Origin of the sequence: Methylorubrum extorquens, assembly GCF_024169925.1 — a bacterium.
Taxonomy (GTDB): domain Bacteria; phylum Pseudomonadota; class Alphaproteobacteria; order Rhizobiales; family Beijerinckiaceae; genus Methylobacterium; species Methylobacterium extorquens_A.
Genome location: NZ_JALJXF010000001.1, coordinates 651,889 through 671,562, shown reverse-complemented (window position 1 = coordinate 671,562; position 19,674 = coordinate 651,889). Strand labels below are relative to the sequence as shown.

The 19,674-nt window shown below is 67.9% G+C and carries 19 protein-coding genes and 1 pseudogene; 15 read left to right on the top strand and 5 right to left on the bottom strand.

All coding sequences use genetic code 11. The features are described 5' to 3' along the window. Positions 1-2: 2 nt before the first annotated feature. Positions 3-569, top strand: a complete 567-nt coding sequence (locus J2W78_RS03280; RefSeq protein WP_253368011.1) for a TetR/AcrR family transcriptional regulator — start codon at positions 3-5, stop codon at positions 567-569. A 160-nt stretch (positions 570-729) separates the two neighbouring features. After that, positions 730-2,082, top strand: a complete 1,353-nt coding sequence (locus J2W78_RS03275) for a transposase (RefSeq protein ID WP_253368010.1) — start codon at positions 730-732, stop codon at positions 2,080-2,082. Between the two features lie 112 nt (positions 2,083-2,194). Here J2W78_RS03275 and J2W78_RS03270 read toward each other — a convergent pair whose 3' ends face one another. Beyond that, positions 2,195-2,572 (bottom strand): hypothetical protein, encoded by a 378-nt coding sequence (locus J2W78_RS03270; RefSeq protein WP_253368008.1) that lies wholly within the window; start codon positions 2,570-2,572, stop codon positions 2,195-2,197. Positions 2,573-2,877: 305 nt separating this feature from the next. Here J2W78_RS03270 and J2W78_RS03265 point away from each other — a divergent pair, with 305 nt between their 5' ends. Together J2W78_RS03265 and J2W78_RS03260 are read left to right on the top strand one after the other, a co-directional pair. Then, the gene (locus J2W78_RS03265; protein ID WP_253368006.1) at positions 2,878-3,561 is read left to right on the top strand and encodes a DUF4142 domain-containing protein; all 684 of its coding nucleotides are present in this window, start codon (positions 2,878-2,880) and stop codon (positions 3,559-3,561) included. Between the two features lie 92 nt (positions 3,562-3,653). Next, positions 3,654-3,914 (top strand): hypothetical protein, encoded by a 261-nt coding sequence (locus J2W78_RS03260; protein ID WP_253368004.1) that lies wholly within the window; start codon positions 3,654-3,656, stop codon positions 3,912-3,914. 437 nt (positions 3,915-4,351) lie between these two features. Here the strand turns inward: J2W78_RS03260 and J2W78_RS03255 are convergent. The 3 genes and pseudogenes from J2W78_RS03255 to J2W78_RS03245 form a co-directional block, all read right to left on the bottom strand. Further along, positions 4,352-5,210: pseudogene (locus tag J2W78_RS03255) on the bottom strand (alpha/beta fold hydrolase). Positions 5,211-5,230: 20 nt separating this feature from the next. Then, positions 5,231-6,232, bottom strand: coding sequence for an NADP-dependent oxidoreductase (locus tag J2W78_RS03250; RefSeq protein WP_253368002.1), 1,002 nt, complete (start codon positions 6,230-6,232; stop codon positions 5,231-5,233). Between the two features lie 33 nt (positions 6,233-6,265). Further along, positions 6,266-7,054, bottom strand: a complete 789-nt coding sequence (locus J2W78_RS03245; protein WP_253368000.1) for an SDR family NAD(P)-dependent oxidoreductase — start codon at positions 7,052-7,054, stop codon at positions 6,266-6,268. A gap of 109 nt (positions 7,055-7,163) precedes the next feature. On the opposite strand from J2W78_RS03245, the gene J2W78_RS03240 reads away from it, so the two are divergent. Beyond that, positions 7,164-7,736, top strand: coding sequence for a TetR/AcrR family transcriptional regulator (locus J2W78_RS03240; RefSeq protein ID WP_253367999.1), 573 nt, complete (start codon positions 7,164-7,166; stop codon positions 7,734-7,736). Positions 7,737-8,269: 533 nt separating this feature from the next. Here the strand turns inward: J2W78_RS03240 and J2W78_RS03235 are convergent. Continuing rightward, entirely contained in the window at positions 8,270-8,965 is a 696-nt protein-coding gene (locus J2W78_RS03235; protein WP_253373949.1) for a TetR/AcrR family transcriptional regulator, read from the bottom strand. A 116-nt stretch (positions 8,966-9,081) separates the two neighbouring features. On the opposite strand from J2W78_RS03235, the gene J2W78_RS03230 reads away from it, so the two are divergent. From J2W78_RS03230 to J2W78_RS03185, 10 genes are all read left to right on the top strand, one after another. Continuing rightward, on the top strand, positions 9,082-9,960 hold the full coding sequence (locus tag J2W78_RS03230) for an FAD binding domain-containing protein (RefSeq protein WP_253367998.1): 879 nt from the start codon (positions 9,082-9,084) through the stop codon (positions 9,958-9,960). Beyond that, positions 9,957-10,460, top strand: coding sequence for a (2Fe-2S)-binding protein (locus tag J2W78_RS03225; protein ID WP_253367997.1), 504 nt, complete (start codon positions 9,957-9,959; stop codon positions 10,458-10,460). The genes J2W78_RS03230 and J2W78_RS03225 overlap by 4 nt, the downstream gene beginning before the upstream one ends. Beyond that, on the top strand, positions 10,457-12,835 hold the full coding sequence (locus tag J2W78_RS03220; protein WP_253367996.1) for a xanthine dehydrogenase family protein molybdopterin-binding subunit: 2,379 nt from the start codon (positions 10,457-10,459) through the stop codon (positions 12,833-12,835). The genes J2W78_RS03225 and J2W78_RS03220 overlap by 4 nt, the downstream gene beginning before the upstream one ends. Before the next feature lie 66 nt (positions 12,836-12,901). Then, positions 12,902-14,149 (top strand): ABC transporter substrate-binding protein, encoded by a 1,248-nt coding sequence (locus J2W78_RS03215; RefSeq protein ID WP_253367995.1) that lies wholly within the window; start codon positions 12,902-12,904, stop codon positions 14,147-14,149. A 17-nt stretch (positions 14,150-14,166) separates the two neighbouring features. Next, entirely contained in the window at positions 14,167-15,057 is an 891-nt protein-coding gene (locus J2W78_RS03210; protein ID WP_012252921.1) for a branched-chain amino acid ABC transporter permease, read from the top strand. A gap of 11 nt (positions 15,058-15,068) precedes the next feature. Further along, a complete protein-coding gene (locus J2W78_RS03205) occupies positions 15,069-16,082 on the top strand; it encodes a branched-chain amino acid ABC transporter permease (RefSeq protein ID WP_253367994.1) in 1,014 nt (337 codons plus the stop codon). Next, the gene (locus J2W78_RS03200; RefSeq protein ID WP_253367993.1) at positions 16,079-16,849 is read left to right on the top strand and encodes an ABC transporter ATP-binding protein; all 771 of its coding nucleotides are present in this window, start codon (positions 16,079-16,081) and stop codon (positions 16,847-16,849) included. The genes J2W78_RS03205 and J2W78_RS03200 overlap by 4 nt, the downstream gene beginning before the upstream one ends. Further along, positions 16,842-17,546 (top strand): ABC transporter ATP-binding protein, encoded by a 705-nt coding sequence (locus J2W78_RS03195; protein ID WP_253367992.1) that lies wholly within the window; start codon positions 16,842-16,844, stop codon positions 17,544-17,546. Before J2W78_RS03200 ends, J2W78_RS03195 begins: the two co-directional genes overlap by 8 nt. A 29-nt stretch (positions 17,547-17,575) precedes the next feature. Next, entirely contained in the window at positions 17,576-18,052 is a 477-nt protein-coding gene (locus J2W78_RS03190; protein WP_253367991.1) for an SRPBCC family protein, read from the top strand. A gap of 66 nt (positions 18,053-18,118) precedes the next feature. Next, positions 18,119-19,618: a CoA-acylating methylmalonate-semialdehyde dehydrogenase gene (locus tag J2W78_RS03185; RefSeq protein ID WP_253367990.1), complete on the top strand. Its 1,500-nt coding sequence runs from the start codon at positions 18,119-18,121 to the stop codon at positions 19,616-19,618. The last annotated feature ends 56 nt before the right edge of the window (positions 19,619-19,674 follow it).

Genomic DNA, 19,674 nt, shown 5'->3' with positions numbered 1-19,674 from the left:
TCTTGGATGCTGCCACCCCGATCTTCCTGTCAGAGGGGTTCGAGGCGGCCAGCATCGACGCCATCGCGACTGCGGCTGGGATCTCGAAGAAGACTTTCTACGTTAGGTTCGGATCGAAGGCAGACCTGTTCGAGGCCGTTTGCGTGCGCTTTATCGAGCAGCGCATACCGGCCATCGAGCGTGAAGCGGCCCACGATGGTCCTGTTGGCGAACGTCTGCACAGGCTCGCCCTGGCGACGCTGCAGTCCGCATTGGTTCCGGACGTCGTCGCGTTCCAGCGAATCATCACGGCGGAGGCCAAGCGCTTCCCGCAGTTCGCCCACGCAATGTGCGACTTCGGCCAGTCCCGAATCCACGCGATGATCGAGCACTGCCTGGAGGCCGGCGTGCGGACCGGCCAGATCGTGGTCGAAGACGTCCGCTTCGCAGCCAACTACTTCCTCAACGCGACGATCCGACAGCCGCTCGACATGGCGGTCCTCGGCCTGGAACGACCCGAGATGACCCACCTCAAGCGGGAGGCACTGAAGCGCAACGTCGAGATGTTCCTGCGAGGCGTCCGCCCGTAAGGCGCGGCGGGCCGACCGGCATCGGAAGCGCCTGCCGACAGCGGCGGCGGGCCGGCGATCCGCGCGCGTCCGGTCCGGATCGATTCTGTTGAAAAACTCGGCTGTTGCAGCGGCATTTGCGAGGTGATTCACTGCTGTTGTGAGGCAGGGATCGACGCAGATGATGGGACCTCGGCAAGTCGAGCAGGGTGCTCTGTTCTACGAGTTCTCGCTCGACACCCACGTTCCCGCCGACCATCTGCTGCGCTCTATCGACCGCTTCGTCGATCTCACCAGCCTGCGCCAGGAGTTGGCCCCGTTCTACGCCTCCACGGGCCGCCCCTCGGTCGATCCCGAGCTGATGATCCGTATGCTGATCATCGGCTACTGCCTCGGCATCCGCTCGGAGCGCCGGCTCTGCGACGAGGTTCACCTCAATCTCGCCTACCGCTGGTTCTGCCGCCTGGGCCTGGAGGGCCGCGTACCGGACCACTCGACCTTCTCGAAGAACCGGCACGGCCGCTTCCGCGACAGCGATCTGCTACGCCGCTTGTTCGAGCGTGTGCTCGCCCGCTGCATCGCCGAAGGGCTGGTCGGTGGCGAGGGCTTTGCCGTCGACGGCAGCCTGATCAAGGCCGACGCCAACCGACAGAAAGGGGTCGAAGGCTCTGCCGGTCTCCCGCCCGAGGCCGTGAGCCGGGCCGCTCAGGAGTATCTAGCCGTCCTCGACGAGGCCGCCTTCGGAGCCGCCACGCCCGTCCCACCCAAGTTCATCTCGCCCGCCGATCCGGCCGCTCGCTGGACCGGAGCACACGGCGGGCAAGCGTTCTTCGCCTACACGGCCAACTACTTGATCGACCTCGACCACGCGGTCATCGTCGATGTCGAGGCGACCACCGCCATCCGGCAGGCCGAGGTCACGGCGGCCAAACGCATGATCGAGCGCTCACGCGAGCGCTTCGATCTCTATCCGGCCCGGCTGGCGGGCGACAGCGGCTACGGCTCGGCCGAGATGCTGGGCTGGCTCGTCTACGAGCAGGGCATCGAGCCGCATATCAGCGTCTTCGATAAGTCGACCCGCACCGACGGCACCTTCTCACGCGCTGACTTCACCTACGACCAGCCCAATGACGTCTATCGCTGCCCGGCGGGCCGGATGCTGACGACGACCGGCACCTTGGTCAACGACGGGGCGACGTTGATGTATCGAGCGAGCAAGTTCGACTGCACGCCATGCCCACTGAAGGCGCGCTGTTGCCCGAACGATCCGGTGCGCAAAGTCCCGCGCTCGATCTACGAGGGAGCGCGAGACATGGCTCGCGACATCGCACGATCTGAAGAAGGCAAAACCTCACGCCGCGAGCGGAAGAAGGTCGAGATGCTGTTTGCCCACCTCAAGCGCATCCTGAAGCTGGACCGCCTCCGGCTACGAGGACCGAACGGAGCGAAGGACGAGTTCCACCTCGCAGCCGCCGCCCAGAACCTGAGGAAGCTCGCCAAGATCATCCCGGTCCCGCAGCCGAGCCCGGCTTGACTGGGAAGGAGGCCTCAGGGCCGAGGAGAAAAGACCGCCCCTGTCCGTCGCCGATCTCGGCCGCCACCGAGTTTTTCAACGAAATCGATCCGAACCGTACACCGAGTGGCGTTCAGCGCTGCAAGGCGGCCATGCTGTCGCGACAGATCATCATGTCGCTTCCTTGCGCGACGAAGCCGGCCATCATCCGCACGTCGTCCGGCTGCCGTGGGCTTGCGGCGACGAGGCCAGCTTCCCGCTTGAGCCGCTGATTACAGCCGCAGGTCGGCAAACCGACATCCGGGGTGCAGGCGTCGTGACGCATGCAGGCCGCGTCGAGGGCGTCGATGGGCGTCACTCCAGGACCGTCGTTGCCTGGGCCGCAGTAATGGCCGTGGATCAGGAGCTTGGGACGCGCGGTCTGCGTGTGGAACTCCTGGGCACCGGCGGGCACCGTAAGGGCGATGGCGAGGATCGGCGCGAGCAGGCCGGCAAGTCTCTGAAGGCGCATGGGACCAGTCCGTTCGGTGCCGCACCATGCAAGCACCGGATTTGGCCACCCAACATTTAGTAAACCTCATCGTTCCATTGGATGGCGGCATTCTACCATGCATTGGGCGAGTGGGCAGAGCCAAAAGTCTGCGGTAGGCCAAGCTTGACCCTCTGAATACCTACCAGATCGTGACGTAGCGACCCAACGTGCCATTTTATATGGAACGATTGCGTATCCGGTCTGTTGTGGCACCCGAGGCATCCCGGGACCGGCCTGTGGCCCTCTCGCCCCCGCACTCGCAACCCCTTCAGGACGTCGCCGACATGACCACGAACGCACGTGTTTCCCTCGCCGCAGCCGCCCTCGCGCTGAGCATCGCCGGTCTCGGCTCCGCCAATGCCCAGGTCGTCGGCCTCGGCGGCCCCGGCCTCGGTTCCCCCTCGGTCAACACCGGTGTCTTCCGCGCGGAGGCCCTGCGCAACGACGCCTACAGCATCGAGGCGGGCCGCATCGCTCTGTCCCGCTCGCACGACCCGAAGGTCCGTCGCCTCGCGCAGCGCTCGATCGCCAACCGGCAGGCGACCACGGACGCGCTGCTTCCGACCGGCGCCTCGCTCTCGGCCGGCGGCATCGTCGTCGATGACCGCGCCCTGCCGCTCGACGCGCCGTTCGCGGTCATCGGCACCCCCGGCGCGGCGGTCGGCGTCCCGGCCGTGGTGAATGCCAATCGGGCGGAACCCGGCAAGCGCGTGGCCCTCGATCCCGCTCGCCAAAAGATGCTCGCGAACCTGAACGCCGCCGACGGTCGTGATTTCGACGCCGTCTATTCCGGCCAACTGGCAGCCGCCAACGCCGAGAACGTCAGGCTCTATCGCGGCTACGCCCGGACCGGCGACAGCGCCGCCGGCCGCCAGTTCGCGACCCAGGCCCTGCCGATGCTGGAGGACACCCGCGAGGACGGCGCCGTCCTGCATTCCCGCAAGGTGAATGGCGGCGCCGAGGACTGAAGCCTCCACGTTCTCCGTCGGGGCGGCGCCGGGGATCCGTGTGCCGTCCCTTTCGGGTGCCCCGTCAGGATACAGGGCCGAACGACGAAGAGGTGGAACGCGTGATCCTCCCGAAGCTGGCACTGGCGATCCTGATCGGTATCGCCGCCTTCGCCTGCTCGGCGGACGAGGCCGAACAGGCAGCCCTGTGCCGGGGCGACGTGATGCGGCTATGCATGGGCGAGATCCCGGACCAAGACCGGATCGGATCGTGCATGAGGGCCAAGCTGGCCAGCCTCAGCCCCGGCTGCAAGACGGTGTTCGTCAGAGGCCTGCAGGAAGCGGGCGCCCAACGCACGGCCAGAGTTCGTTGAAGGTACGGCCGTCCATGAGGGTGGGGTCTCAGTTCGGACGCCAACGAAAGAGCGTAAGGTTGCGGACTTCGGGGGCGTACGCCCATTCGCGCAACTTTTCCGACCGCAAGGACAGGATCGGCTCAAGTCGATGTGCGGCGGCGTTTCAGCGATCGTCGACGGCAACCCGTCCCGCGTCCCGACCGGCTCCCTTGCAGGTAACCGGCGAGCACGCCTGGCTTGCCCTACTCCAGGCGCGTTCGATGACCTTGACGGAGCATGACATCCCATCTGTCCTGGGGGGGCGGGACCCCACCGCTCTGGTGCCCCCTAGACCCGGTGAAGATGCGCTCGAATACGGCAGCCGACGGGACGGTGATCGGCCGAGGGCAGCCCGATCGACCCGAAGAAGGGGGCCAGCCCATTCGAGCGGCTCCACTCAAGAGGCGGCACAGCCTTCAGGCGTCGAGAAGGGCGACGGTCTTCCGCGTGAAGGTCTCGTGGTTCTGGAAGATGCCGCCGTGGCTGGCATCCTCGTAGAAGACGAGCTCGGCGTCCGGCAGCCGTCGCGCCATGTCCGCGGAGTTGGCGCTCGGCACCATGACGTCTCGGTCGCCGTTCACGACGAGGACGGGCCACGCAATGCGTCCCAGGTCCTGCGGCGCCTGCCGACCCCAGGCCTGGATCGCCTTGAGCTGCCGTAGGAACGCTCCCATCCCGACCGTCGTGTCCCGATCCGCCGTGCGCTCCTTCAGCCGCCCCAGGAACGCCTTGGCGCCCTGGCGGCTGGGCTTCGATGCCGTGAAAAACAGGTACGTCTTCGGATCCCGGAAGGTCAGGAGCCCCTTCAGGATGATCGGCCAGGACACCGCCCCGACCCTCTCGATGCCGGTGCCCCCGGCGGGGCCGGTCCCGGCCAAGATGAGCCGACGCACCAGGGTCGGTTCGCGCAGCGCGACATCCTGGGCCACGAAGCCTCCGAGGGAGAAGCCGAGGATGTCCACGCGGTCGAGCCCGAGCGCGCGGATCGTCGCCACGTGTCCGAAGCCATTTCCGCCACGGTGAGCGGTGGCTTGCCACCCGAGGCGCCGATGCCGCGATAGTCTAGGGCGACGACCGGACGGCCGGCGGCGAGCCCGTCGACGATGCGGGGGTCGACGTTGTCGAGGTTCGCGCCCCAGTGGTTGAGCAGGATCACCGGGACGCCGGTAGCGGGTCCGAGTTGCCGGTAGGCAAGGCTATGCCAGCGGCCTGGACGCTGCGGGTCGGAACGTCGACCCACCGTGTTGCGGGGTCGGCGAACCGAGAAAGCGGCATGTCCATGTCAGGCATCCTCCTCAACGGATCTCGACCACGACCTTGCCCTTGGATCTTCCGCCCTCAAGCTCGGTCAGGGCCGCGTCGGTCGCTGCGGACGGGACCACCCGGTCCATGACCGGGCGGATGGTGCCGGCCTCGATCAGCGCCGCGATCTCGGCCAGCTGCGCTCCGTTCGCCCGCATGAACAGGAACGCATAATCGATGCCGCGTGCCTTGGCCCTGCGGCGGATGCTCAGGCTCAGCAGGCTCATGACCTGCGCGAGGAACCAGTTCAGCCCCTGTGCCTTGGCGAAGGCCGGGTCCGGCGGGCCGGAGATCGAGATCAGCCTTCCGCCCGGCCTGAGTACGTCCAGCGACTTCCGCAGCGTGTCGCCGTCGAGACTGTTCAGAACGACGTCGTAGCCGGACAGCACCTTCTCGAAATCCTGGCGCTTGTAATCGACGACGACATCGGCCCCGAGGTTCCTGACAAGGTCGGCATTCCCGGCGCTCGCGGTGGTCGCGACCGTGGCGCCGAGGTGCTTGGCGAGCTGGATGGCGAAGGTGCCGACGCCGCCGGATCCGGCGTGGATCAGCACCTTGTCGCCACGTTTGACCTTGGCGTGCTCGACCAGGACCTGCCATGCCGTAAGGCCGACGAGGGGGATCGAGGCCGCCTCGGCCATGGAGAGGTTCTTGGGCTTGAGCGCCACGTCGGTCTCGTCAACGGCGATGCGCTCCGCGAGGGTGCCGATGCGACCGTCGCGGGGCCGGGCGTAGACCTCGTCGCCCGCCTTGAAGCGGCGCACGCTCGACCCGACCCGGATGACGGTGCCGGCAAGGTCGTGCCCTAGGACGAAGGGTGGCTTGTACGGCAGGAGGAGCTTGAACTCGCCGTTGCGGATCTTGGCGTCGAGGACGTTGAGCCCCGCCGCCGCGATCTCGATCAGGACGTCGCCTGGGCCCACCGTGGGTTCAGGCAGATCGCCCAGGCGGAGCGGCTGCTTCTTCTTGTATCGGTCGAGGATGAACGCCTTCACGGGCCTACGGTCTCCGATTTTTGGGGGGAAGATTCACGCGACGGAGGCGTAGCGCGGTGCGGCGTGAACCTGGGCGAAGCCTGGGATCATCGCCTGTCGAGCGGCCTGGAAGGCGTCCCACTGCCCGGCGTCGTGAAGCGGCGGGATCGTCACCGGCTCACGATGGTCGAACCCGGCCAGGGCGGCGTCCACGAGGTCGCCGACTTCCATCATCGGCGGCAGCGTGGCGGGGTCTGCTCCCGACCGGCTCCAGATCTCGGTCCGGGTGGCCGCGGGCAGCACGGCCTGCACGTACACCCCCTTGGGTGACAATTCGTGGCTCAGACCCTGGGACAGGAACAGGACGAAGGCCTTGGTCGCGCCATAAGCCGACATGCCGAACTCCGGGACCAAGCCAACCACGGAGCCGATGTTGACGATGGCGCCCGCACCGGCCTTGGCGAAGCGGGGCGCGACCGCGCTAGCGAGCCGGACCAGCGTCGTCGTGTTCAGGGTCACGAGCCGTTCGACGTCGTCGGTGGCCTGCTCGATGAAGCTGCCGCCGACGTTGGCGCCGGCGTTGTTGACCAGGATGCCAATGCGGTCGTCGTCGCGTAGCCGCCTCTCGACGGCCCGGACCTGGTCCGGAACGGTAAGGTCGGCCGGCAGGACGTCAACGGCAACGCCGTGCTCACACCTGAGCCGGTCGGCGAGGTCATCCATCCGTGCCTTGTCGCGGGCGACCAGCACGAGGTCGTGCCCACGTCGGGCGAAGCGGTCGGCATATATCGCCCCGATCCCGGTCGATGCCCCCGTAACGAGAACCGAACTGTTGGCTGTCATGAGACACGCCCTTTCCTGTCAGATCCATAATCATGATTGCAATCATGATTGAACTTAAATATGATGACTATCATATTTGCGTCAACGGGGCCGACGGGGAATTTTTGAGATGCGTGTCACGCAGGAGCAGATGCGGGAGAACCGTCGCCGCATCCTGGCGGCGGCGAGCCGCCTGTATCGCGATAAGGGATACGATGCGGTCGGCGTCGCCGAGGTGATGAAGGCCGCCGGCCTGACGCACGGCGGCTTCTACGGTCACTTCGCCTCGAAGGAGGATCTGATGGCGCACGCCATCGCGCATGCCACGACCGAGGTGTCGGACAGGGGCGGCGACCTGCAGACGTTCATCGAGAAATATCTGTCACCCGCGCATCGGGACGACGCCGCGGATGGATGTCCGATGGCAGCCCTGGCCGCCGACGTTCGTCACCGCCCGCCAGCGGCGCGTTCGGCGATGACGACGGGCATCCGCACGCAGATCGACCGGATGGTTCAGGCGGTTCCGGAGGGCGTCAGCGCCGACCGCCGCCGCGAGGCCATCGGCACCTACGCGGCTATGATCGGAGCGCTCATCCTGGCTCGGGCAGCCGATGATCCGGCACTCTCGGACGAGATCCTCCAGCAGACCCACGCTTGGCTTGTCGACGGCACCAGCGAAGCGAGCGCCTCGACCGACACATAACCCTTCATACCAAATCCGTTTGATCCCTTCGGGATGGCGGATTTGGGCTTCGCTCAGGCGCCGCGCAGGCCCCACTGTCCAACATGGTTCGCCTGGAAAAGTGCACGCCCCAGATCTGGCGGGTCACGGTGTCCAACCCGCCCTTCAATCTCGTCGTCCCCAAAATGGTGTCGGCGCTGCATGCCGTCGTCTTGGAAGCGGACGGTCCGAGGGGCGGCACCGGCAGGAAGCCTAGCCGCAAGTGAATGTCCGGTTTCGGGCGGTGCGCTGGTGGCCGCTCCTGGCGCACAGCCGAACAAGCGGAGCGCGAAATCCTGCCCTCTTCCGGACCTCTGCTTGCAACTGCTCAGGGGTCCGCTACGAATTCAGTCGGTCTGGAAACGATCGCTTGTTGCGCTGGCTTGAGCTGCTCCGACGACGAGAAGATTCTGTGCACATCAGATTAATGCAGCATCACAATGTTCAGACCAATTTATAAGTAGTAGATTTCTATGACATGACCAACAACGCAGGTCCATCGATGCTATGTTTCATCAAGCACCGTGTATGCTATCGAAGAAAATTTTCGGTGCGCCGCGCATGAAGACGCCGACATCATCGGAGAGCGTCTGTGACAGATCTTCTGGGATCGGCCAGCCATAAACAAACTTTCGGATCGCGAGATAGAAGACCTTACCGTGTAGGGCCCAGGCCGCCTCGGCCTCCCGCTCGGTCAAGGGCACCGTGGCGAAATCCGGCAGGCCGAGATCCGCCCGGAGTTCAGCGCAGATCGGATGGATGACGCGGTCACGCACGATCTCAAGATAGCGCGGAGCGATGTCGTAGCCCTTCAGCCCCGAGAAGACGAAGATGCGCACCCAGACATAGTCGAAGATCCTCCCGGCATACTCGCTGTAGAAGCGCAGGATCCGCGTCTCCAGCGGTTGCGAGCGATCCTGCACCAAGCCGCTCCAGGCCGGATTCCAGCGCTGCACGTAGACGTGCTCGTAGACGCGGTCGAGCAGCGCTTCCTTGGTGGGGAAGTAGCGAAAGATTGCCGAGTGCGTGATGCCGAGGCTCTTGGCCAGTTCCCGTGTCTGACCGCCGAGACCGTGCTCGGCGAAGAACTGCGCCGCTGCCTCGACGATCTGCTGCTCACGCTGCGCCGCGGGGAGACGCCGCCGGCCAGTAGGGTCCAGCGTCAGCGGCTTCCCAACCGGGACATCCTCCAGGGTGGCGGGCGAATCCATGCTTCGTGACCGTTTGGTTATTTCGCTTGACGCGATCGTCCGCACTTGGATAGCTTGTAACCAAGCGGTCAACAACGATCGACCGCGGCGACATGCGGCCTGTGGGAGGGACGCTCATGAAGGCTCGTGCCTTCGATTACCGTCGCGTGGCAAGCGTGGCGGAGGCGCTCGACACCTATGCCGCCTGTGAAGGCGAGGCGCGCTTCCTCGCGGGCGGCCAGAGCCTTCTGCCGGCTCTGAACCTACGCCTCGACGCGCCCGACCTGCTCATCGACATCGGACGGATCGAAAGTCTGCGCGGCATCGCGCTTGAGGGCGACCGGCTGCGCATCGGCGCCCTGACGCGTCACGCTGAGACCCTGACCTCCCCGCTGATCGCCAAGCACGCCCCGCTCCTGACCCAGGCCGCGGCCTACATGGCGCATCCGGCGATCCGCAATCTCGGCACGATGGGCGGCAGCCTCGCCCTGTCCGACCCGGCCTCCGAACTGCCGGCCTGCATGCGATCGCTCAGCGCCGAGCTCGAGATCACCGGCCGTGACGGTACCCGTACGATCGCGGCGGACCACTTCTTCCTCGACCTGTTCGAGAACGTGATCGAGCCCGGCGAGATGTTGACCGCGGTGCGCGTGCCGCTGCCCGTGCCCGGCACGCGGATGCGGTTCGAGGAAATCGCCCGGCGACGCGGCGACTACGCCCTGGTCGGCCTCGCGGCGCATCTCGTCCTCACCGGTGCGACGGTCGAATCGGCCCGCCTCGCCTTCTGCTCGGTCGGCCCAACGCCGATGCGGGCGCCAGCGGCCGAGGCTGTGCTGGCCGGCCGGCCGCTCGATGCGGCGGCGATTGCGGAAGCCAAGGCAGCGCTCGCCCAAGACCTCGCGCCGGACGAGGACGAGGGCTTCTCGGCGGCGGCGCGGATGCATCTCGCCCGCGTCCTGCTCGGCCGGGTGCTGTCCGCTCTGAGGGGACAAGAGTACGGGGAGATGGCGGCATGATCGAGCCGCAGCCCGTCACCGTCACCGTCAACGGCGCCCGCGTCCACCGCTTCGTCGAGCCGCGGGTCTCGCTCGCCGACTTCCTGCGGCGCGATCTCGGCCTCACCGGCACCCATCTCGGCTGCGAGGTCGGCGCTTGCGGCGCCTGTATCGTCAATCTCAACGGACAGCCGGTCCATGCCTGCCTGATGCTCGCGGTGCAGGCGGACGGGATGCGGATCGACACAATCGAAGGCCTGTCGGATTCCGGCGAACTCGCCGAACTGCAGGCGGCCTTCCACGCCCGCAACGCCCTGCAATGCGGTTTCTGCACGCCGGGCATCCTCGTGATCGCCCGTGACTTTCTCCGCGACTGCCGCGCCAGCGGACGCAGGCCCACGCGTGCGGCGATCCGCGACGCGCTCTCGGGCAATTACTGTCGCTGTACCGGTTACGAGGCGATCGTCGACGCCATCGAGAGCGTCGCGGGCGCAGCCCCGATGCGGGAGGATGCGGCGTGAGCGCGGCGACCGACAGCCCAACCCACCGCGGCGAGAAGGGCCGCTATATCGGCCGCGGCCTGCCGCGTCCGGGCGCCAAGCGCCTGCTGGCGGGGCGGGGCCGCTACACCGACGACGTGAGCCTGCCGCGCATGCTCCACGCCGCCTTCCTGCGCAGCCCCTACGCCCATGCCCGGCTCGGCGCCATCGACGTGTTGGAGGCCGCCGCGATGCCCGGGGTGCACCGGGTGCTGACGGGCGCGGATTTTTCCGCGATCTGCACACCGTGGGTCGGAACGCTCAGCCATTTCAAGGGCATGCGATCGGCGCCCCAACTGCCGCTGCCCCTCGAGAAGGTCGTCTGGGCCGGGCAGCCGGTGGTGATGGTGGTGGCCGAGACTCGCGCCGAGGCAGAGGACGCGCTCGAAGCGGTCCAGGTGGAGTTCGAGGAGCTGGAGGCGGTGGTCGATCTCGACGCCGCCCGCGCGCCCGACGCGCCCCGCATCGACGCGGACGCGACCGACAACATCCTGTTCCGCACCCGCATCGAGTTGGGCTCGACGGCGGAGGCCTTCGCGGGAGCGCACAGCGTCGCGGTCGATCTGCGCTTCGGCCGGCACACGGCGGTAACGATGGAGCCGCGCGCCACGCTCGCCGATTTCGACCCGAGCGAGGAGCGGCTCACCGTCCACCAATCGACCCAGACGCCCTACCAGTTCCAGGATCTCTACGCCCGCCATTTCGGCCTGTCCGAGGCGCGGGTGCGGGTGATCGCGCCCGATGTCGGCGGCTCCTTCGGTATGAAGCTGCACGTCTATCACGAAGACATGGCGGTGGTGGGCGCGAGCCTCCTGCTCAAGCGTCCGGTGAAGTTCACCGCCGACCGGATGGAGGCCTTCGCCAGCGACATCCACGCCCGCGACCACCGGGTGCGCGCCCGCCTCGCCTTCGCTCCGGACGGCACCCTGACCGCGATCGAGGTGGACGACGTGACCGGCGTCGGCCCGTTCTCGGCCTATCCGCGCACCAGCGCGGTCGAGGGCAACCAAGTCGTGCGCCTGATCGGCGCGCCCTACCGACTCACCGATTACCGCGCCGACCTCACCGTGGTGGCGCAGAACAAGGTGCAGATGAGCCAGTACCGTGCGGTCGGCCACCCGATCGCCTGCGCGGTGACGGAGCGTCTCGTCGATCTCGCCGCGGACCGGCTCGGCCTCGACCCGTTCGAGATCCGGCGGCGCAACTACGTGACCGACGACATGTACCCGCACACCACGCCGAGCGGGTACCGGTTCGAGAAGCTCTCGCTCGCGACCTGCCTTTCGCGCCTCCACGACCTGATGGACTATCCACGCCTGCGCGTCGAGCAGGCCGCACTGCGGGAGAAAGGCGTTCATCGCGGCATCGGCATCGCCACCTATGTCGAGATCACCAACCCGACGCCCGCCTTCTACGGGGTCGGCGGCGCCCACATCTCGGCGCAGGACGGCTGCGTCCTCAAGCTGACGCCCGCGGGCGAGGTGCAGTGCGCCATCAGCATCACCGAGCAGGGCCAGGGCAGCGAGGCCATCGTCGGCCAGATCGTCGCCGAGGGGCTCGGCGTCGACCGGGACTGCATCCGGGTGCTCACCGGCGACACCGAGACGACGCCCTCGGGCGGGGCCACCTGGGCCTGCCGCGGCGCCGGCATCGGCGGCGAGACCGCGCTCCAGGCGAGCGGCAAGCTGAAGCGGCGCATCCTCGAGATCGCCGCCGCGATCCTACAGGCGGAGGCCGGTGCGCTCGACATCCGCGAGGGCGTGGTGACAAATGCCGACGGCGCGCCGCGTATGACGCTGAAGGAGCTGGCGAACCTCGCCTATTACCGCTCCGACCTGCTGCCACCGGACGTTTCGCCGGCGCTGACGGTGGCGCACCACTTCGCCCCGCGCGGCTATCCCTTCGCCTTCACCAACGGCATCCACGGCAGCCTCGTCGAGATCGATGTCGAGACCGGCTTCGTCACCCTCCTCAAGCACTGGGTGGTTGAGGATTGTGGGCGGGTCATAAACCCGCTGTTGGTGGACGAGCAGATCCGCGGCGGCGTGGTGCAGGGGCTCGGTGCCGCCTTCTTCGAAGAGTGCCGCTACGGCGAGACCGGTCAGCTCCTGAATGGCTCGATGACCGATTACCTCGTGCCGATGGCCTGCGAGATGCCGGACATCGTGATCGCCCATGTCGAGACGCCGACGGGCGACACCGAACTCGGGGCCAAGGGTGTTGGCGAGGCCGGCACCGCCGCCGCCTCGGGTGCGGCGCTGAACGCCGTCAACGACGCCCTGCGCCCGCTGGGCGCCAGCGTCTCGCAGCTGCCGATGACGCCCGAACGCATCTTGAGGGCGCTCGACGTGATCTGAGCGCGCTCATTCGACTTCGCGACGCGGGCCGCACGCATGAGCCCGCGCGACGACAGGGAGAGAACGATGATCCGACAGGGACCGGGATACAGCGCCGTCTCGCGCCGCACGCTCGTGCGGGGCATGGCTGCGGCCGGCGCGCTCGCCGGGATCGGCATGCCCTTCGTCGCCCAGGCGGCGGAGCCGATCCGCATCGGCTTCCCGACGCCGGTCACCGGCCCGTTCGGCGCCGAGGCCAAGGACCAGATCCGCTCGGCGGAGCTGGCCGTGAAGCAGTTCAACGAGGCCGGCGGCCTGAACGGTCGAATGGCCGAGCTGCTGGTGCGCGACGACAAGCTCAACCCCGGCGAGGCCGCGACCCGGACGCTGGAGCTGATCGAAAAGGATCGGGCTCACTTCATCGTCGGCGCCCTGTCGAGCGCAGTGCAGCTTTCGGTCAACGAGATCACCCGCTCGCGCAAGGTGCTCTACATCTCGATCAGCCAGTCCGACACGATCAACGAGGCTAAGGACTTCAGCCGCCACACCTTTCACGAGGCTCTGAACCCGCACATGACCACCGCAGCGGTGGCTAAGCACGCCTTCAAGAAGGGCACGCGGGTCGCCTACCTCGTCGCCGACTACGCCTACGGCCACGAGATGCTGCGCGGCTTCAAGCGCGCGGCGGCCGCCATCGGGGCCGAGACGGCGGGCGAGATCCTGCACCCGTTCGGCGCGCCCGACTATTCGACCTTCATGCCGCGCCTGCGCTCGATGCGCCCAGACATCCTCTGCATCTGCAATTTCGGCCGCGACCAAGCCAACAGCATCAAGCAGGCCAACGATTTCGGTCTGAAGAAGGCCGCGCGGATCGTTGTGCCGGTGCTGCTGCACAACCAGCGCCTCGCGGGCGGTGCCGACGCCTTCGAGGGCGTGGTGGGTGCCAGCAACTACTACTGGCGTCTCGGAGAGACAGTGCCCTCGGCCAAGGCCTTCAACGACGCCTTCCGCGCGGCCTATGGCGGCGCACTGCCCACCGATTATGGTGCCTACGGCTACACGGCCGTGCGCTCCCTGCTGATGGCGGTGCAAGCGGCAGGCGACACCGACACGGACCGGGTGATCGCCGCGCTGGAGGCGCTGCAATACGACGTCGCCAAGGGCTCCGAGCGCTACCGAGCCTGCGACCACCAAGCGATCCAGTCGGTGCTCATCACGGAATCCAAGAAGAAGTCCGAGATGCAGGGCGAGGCCGACCTGTTCAAGATCCTTGAGGTCGAGCCGGGCGCGGAGGCGATGCTGCGCTCCTGCGACGAACTTGGCCACCGGGCCTGACGCGAGCGGGGGCGGCCATGGATCCGGGATTCCTCGACCTCGAACTCATCGCAATGCAGCTCTTCTCGGGCGTAGCGCTCGGCGCCGTGTTCGTGATGCTGGCGCTCGGCCTGTCGATCATCTTCGGCATGCTCGGCATCGTGAACTTCGCCCACGGCAACGTCTTCATGGTCGGCGCCTATGCGGGCGTGTTCGTGATGGAGCGCACGGGCTCATTCTGGGCCGCGCTGCTGTTTGGGCCGCTGATGGTCGGGGCACTGGGCCTCCTGATCGAACGCTTCCTGATCCGGCCGTTGGCCGGGCGCTCGCCGGACGATCCGCTGCTGCTCACGTTCGGGCTCGGCTACGTGCTGGTGGAGGGCGTCCGCATCCTGTTCGGCTCGGACGGCCTGCCCTTCGCCACGCCTGAGGAACTCTCGGGCGTGGCCGATCTCGGCATCGGCTTCTTTCCGATTTACCGGCTGTTCGTGGTGGGCGTGGTGGCGCTGGTCCTCGTCGCCCTCTGGTACGGGCTGGAGCGCACGCGGCTCGGCCTGATCGTGCGGGCCGGCGCCCGCGACCCCGAGATCCTGCGGGTGCTCGGCGTCGATATCCAGCGGCTCTGGCTCTGGGTGTTCGCGCTCGGTATCGCGCTGGCCGCGCTCGGCGGCGTGCTCGCCGCCCCGATGCGCTCGGTGAATCCGGAGATGGGCAACGTCGTACTGGGCGAAGCCTTCGCCGTCACGGTGATCGGCGGAATGGGCTCGCTGATGGGCTCGGTCGTGGCCGGGCTGCTTGTCGGCATCGTGGTCTCGATGACCGCGCTCTTCGCCCCCGAGATGGCGAGCATCGCGATGTTCGCCTTCATGGCCCTGGTTCTGCTGGTCCGGCCGCAGGGCCTGTTCGGCAAGCCCGGCCTCGGCGTCTGAGGAGCCCCGCAATGCAGACCCTCGACCAGACCGTCGTCGCGGCACCGCCGAAGGTGCCGCGACGCTCGCCGATCGCCCTCGACGGCGTCTCGCGCTGGCGCGCGCCGCTTTCGATCCTCGCGCTGCTGGCGCTGCCCTTCCTGCTTCCCTCGCAGGCACTCGCGGTCAACGTGCTGATCTACGGGCTCTACGCCGTCGGCTACAACCTGCTCTACGGCTATACCGGCCTGCTCTCCTTCGGCCACGCCGCCTTCTTCGGCACGGGGGCCTACCTCACCGGGATCGGCATCGGCGCGTTCGGCCTGCACCCGCTGTTGGCGATGGCGCTGGCGGTCGTCGCCGCGAGCGGGCTGGCACTCGTCATCGGCACCGTGTCGATCCGCTCGCGCGGCATCTACTTCGCCATGGTGACGCTGGCGCTCGCCCAACTCGTCTACTACGTCGCGCTCCAAGCCTCCTCCTGGACCGGGGGCGAGAACGGTCTTCGCGGCTTCACGGTCTCGACCATCGACCTCGGGATCGTCTCCCTCAACATCCTGAACCCGCTGACGAAGTACCTCTTCGTGCTGGCCTTCGTCGGCGCGGCGCTCGCGCTGATCTCGCGCATCCTCGCCTCGCCCTTCGGCGCGGTGATCGAGGCGATCCGCGAGAACGAGACCCGGGCCCGCGCCTGCGGCTTCGACGTGGAGCGCACCAAGCTCCTCGCCTTCGTGCTGTCGGGCCTGTTCTGCGGCCTGAGCGGAGCGCTCTCGGCGATCCACCTCTCGATCGTGCCGCTGGACAGCCTCGCCTACCACACCTCCGGCACGGCGGTTGTGATGACGCTGGTGGGCGGCGCGGGCACCTTCTTCGGCCCCTTCGTCGGCGCCCTGACCGTGCTGGTGCTGGAGGACGTCCTGAGCCTCTGGACGCCGCACTGGCAGCTCGCGCTCGGCTCCGTCTTCATCCTGTTCGTGCTGTTCCTGCCCCGCGGCCTTTGGGGCACGGCGCTGGGGCGGCTCACCGCGTTGCGGGGGCGCCGATGAACCCTGTTTCGAACCCCATCCTCGAAGTCGAGAACCTCGGCCGGCGCTTTGGCGCCTTCACCGCCCTCGAAGGCGTCTCGGCTGCCTTCGGCGAAGGGCGCATCACCGCCATCATCGGCCCGAACGGGGCGGGCAAGAGCACGTTCTTCAACCTGCTCTCCGGCGCCCTCAAGCCGACGAGCGGGAGCTTGCGCTTCTCCGGCCGCGACATGAGCCGTGTGCCCCAGGCGCGCTTTGCCCATCTCGGCATTGCCCGCTCCTACCAGATCACCAACCTGTTCCCGCGCCTGACTGCCCACGAGAACGTGCGCACGGCGATCCAGGCCCGCACCCGCCGCTACGATTTCTGGAGCCGGCGCGACGCGCTCACCGGCCTCGGCACGCGCGCCGACGAGATCCTCGACGCGGTCGGCCTCTCAGGCCGCCGCGACCGGACCGCCGCCTCGCTCGCCCACGGCGAGCAGCGGGCCCTGGAGATCGGTATCGCGCTCGCCGCCGACCCGAAGCTGCTGCTGCTCGACGAGCCCACCGCCGGCATGGGCCCGGAGGAGACCAAGGAGATGGTGGCGCTGCTGCGCCGCCTGGGTGAGAGCCGCACCATCCTGCTGGTCGAGCACAAGATGAAAATGATCCTCGGCCTGTCCGAGCGGATCCTTGTGCTGCATCACGGCCGGCTCATCGCCGACGGGACGCCGTCCGAGATCCAGACCGACCGGGAAGTACGCCGAGTCTATCTCGGCCAGAGCGGCGGTTACGGCCATGCTTGAGATCGATCGCCTCGACGCATGGTACGGCCCGAGCCATGTCCTGCACGGCCTCTCCCTCGAGGTGCGGCCGGGTGAGATCCTGGCGCTGGTCGGCCGCAATGGCGCGGGCAAGACCACGACCATGAAGGCCGTGATGGGCCTGATCCCGAAGGTCGCCGGTAGCGTCCGCTTCCTCGGGGAGGATCTGCTCGGGCGCCCGGCCCATGCCCGCTTTCCGCTGGGCCTGGCTTACGTGCCCGAGGACCGACGCATCGTGCCCGGCCTCACCGTGCGCGAGAACCTGAAGCTCGGTCTGCTGCGCGCACCGGCCTCCATCAAGGAGGGACCGGCCATCGCCGAGATCGCCGAGACCTTCCCGCGCCTCGCCGAGCGGCTCGACCAAACGGCCGTGACGATGTCCGGCGGCGAGCAGCAGATGCTCGCCATCGCTCGCGCGATGATCGCGCGCCCCAAGCTGATCCTGCTCGACGAGCCCTCCGAGGGCATCATGCCGGTGCTGGTCGAGGAGATGGGTCGGCTGTTCGTGTCTCTGCGCGGGCGCGGCGTGACGCTGCTGCTCGTGGAGCAGAACGTCGAATGGGCGCTCAACCTCGCCGACCGCGCCGTCATCATCGATCAGGGCGCGGTCGTGCACGAGAGCTCGGCCGCGGCCCTTCGCGCCGATACCGCGATTCAGGATCGCTACTGCGCGGTCTGACCGCCACGACCCGTTACGGGAGGTAAGCCATGGATATCACAGGCGAGTACCGCATCGCGGCGCCGCGCGCGGCCGTCTGGGCCGCCCTGAACGACCCGGAAGTGCTCGCCCGCTGCATCCCCGGCTGCAAGGAGCTGACGCAGGCCTCGCCCGAGGAGCTGGCCGCCAAGGTCGCCCTGAAGGTCGGTCCGGTCTCGGCAACCTTCGCCGGTACCGTGCGGTTCGAGGACATCCGCGCCCCGGAGGGCTACACCCTGGTCGGGCAGGGCAACGGCGGCATGGCGGGCTTCGCCAAGGGCCGCGCCGTCGTCTCGCTCCGCGAGGAGGGTGCGGACACCGTGCTGACCTACGAGGCCAAGGCCGAGATCGGCGGCAAGATCGCCTCACTCGGCGGACGTCTGATCCAGGGGACCTCGCGCAAGCTCGCCGACCAGTTCTTCGGCACCTTCACCGCCGAACTCGGAGCGCCCGTGCCTGCCTCCGAAGCGGCCGTCGCCGCCCCCTGAACGCCCCTTTCACCGAAGCTTCGAAGATCCACCGGCCCGCAAGGCTGGCACGGACAGGACAGAGCCATGCCTCAAGAGATTCCGCACTTCATCGATGGCGCCCGCGCCTCGGGCCGCTCCGGCCGCACCGCGCCGGTCTACAATCCGGCCACCGGCGAGGAGACCGGCGCGGTGGCGCTGGCGAGCCGCGACGAGGTCGAGGCCGCGGTGGCATCGGCCAAGGCCGCCTTCCCGGCCTGGGCGGCCACGCCGCCCCTGCGCCGCGCGCGCATCCTCAACCGCTTCCTGCGCATCCTCGAGGAGCGCACCGACGAACTCGCTGCCGTCATCACCGCCGAGCACGGCAAGGTGCTTTCGGACGCCAAGGGCGAGATCCAGCGCGGGGCCGAAGTCGTGGAATTCGCCACCGGCATCCCGCAGCTTCTAAAGGGCGAGGTGACCGAGAATGTCGGCACCCGCGTCGACAGCCACTCCCTGCGCCAGCCGCTGGGCGTGGTCGCCGGCATCACGCCGTTCAACTTCCCCGCCATGGTGCCGATGTGGATGTTTCCCGTGGCGCTCGCCTGCGGCAACTGCTTCGTCCTGAAGCCCTCTGAGCGTGACCCGTCCACCGCTTTGCGGATGGCCGAGTGGCTCAAGGAGGCCGGCCTGCCCGATGGCGTGTTCCAGGTGGTGCAGGGTGACAAGGAGGCGGTCGACGCGCTCTTGCACAGCCCCGGCATCAGCGCGATCAGCTTCGTCGGCTCGACCCCGATCGCCCGCTACATCTACGCGACTGCCACCAGTACCGGGAAGCGCGCTCAGGCGCTGGGCGGCGCCAAGAACCACATGATCGTCATGCCCGATGCCGACTTGGATCAGGCGGTCGATGCCCTGATGGGCGCAGCCTACGGCTCGGCGGGCGAGCGCTGCATGGCAGTCTCGGTGGCGGTGCCGGTCGGCGAGCGGACCGCCGACGCCCTGATCGAGCGGCTGATCCCGAAGGTGCGCGCCCTCAAGGTCGGCCCCGGCACCGACCCCGAGTCCGAGATGGGCCCTCTGGTGACGCGCCAGCACTACGAGAAGGTGCGCGGCTACATCGATCAGGGCGTGGCCGAGGGCGCCGAGCTCTTGGTCGACGGGCGCGATCTCAAGCTCCAGGGCTACGAGGCGGGCTACTTCATCGGCGGCTCGCTGTTCGACCGGGTGACGCCGGAGATGCGGATCTACCGGGAGGAGATCTTCGGGCCGGTCCTGGCCGTGACTCGGGTGCCGGACTACGCCGCGGCCGCGCAGCTCATCAACGAGCACGAGTTCGGCAACGGCACCGCGATCTTCACCCGCGACGGCGACGCGGCACGCGAGTTCGCCCACGCGATCGAGGTCGGCATGGTCGGCATCAACGTACCGATTCCGGTGCCGATGGCCTTCCACTCCTTCGGCGGCTGGAAGGCTTCGCTGTTCGGCGACCACCACATGCACGGGCCGGAGGGCGTGCGCTTCTACACGCGCCTCAAGACGATCACGACCCGCTGGCCGACCGGCATCCGTACCGGCGCCGACTTCGTGATGCCGACCATGCAGTAACGCAGGCAGGTTGGCCGATACGCAGGAGGTCAAAAATTGGCCTCCTGCAGACTTTG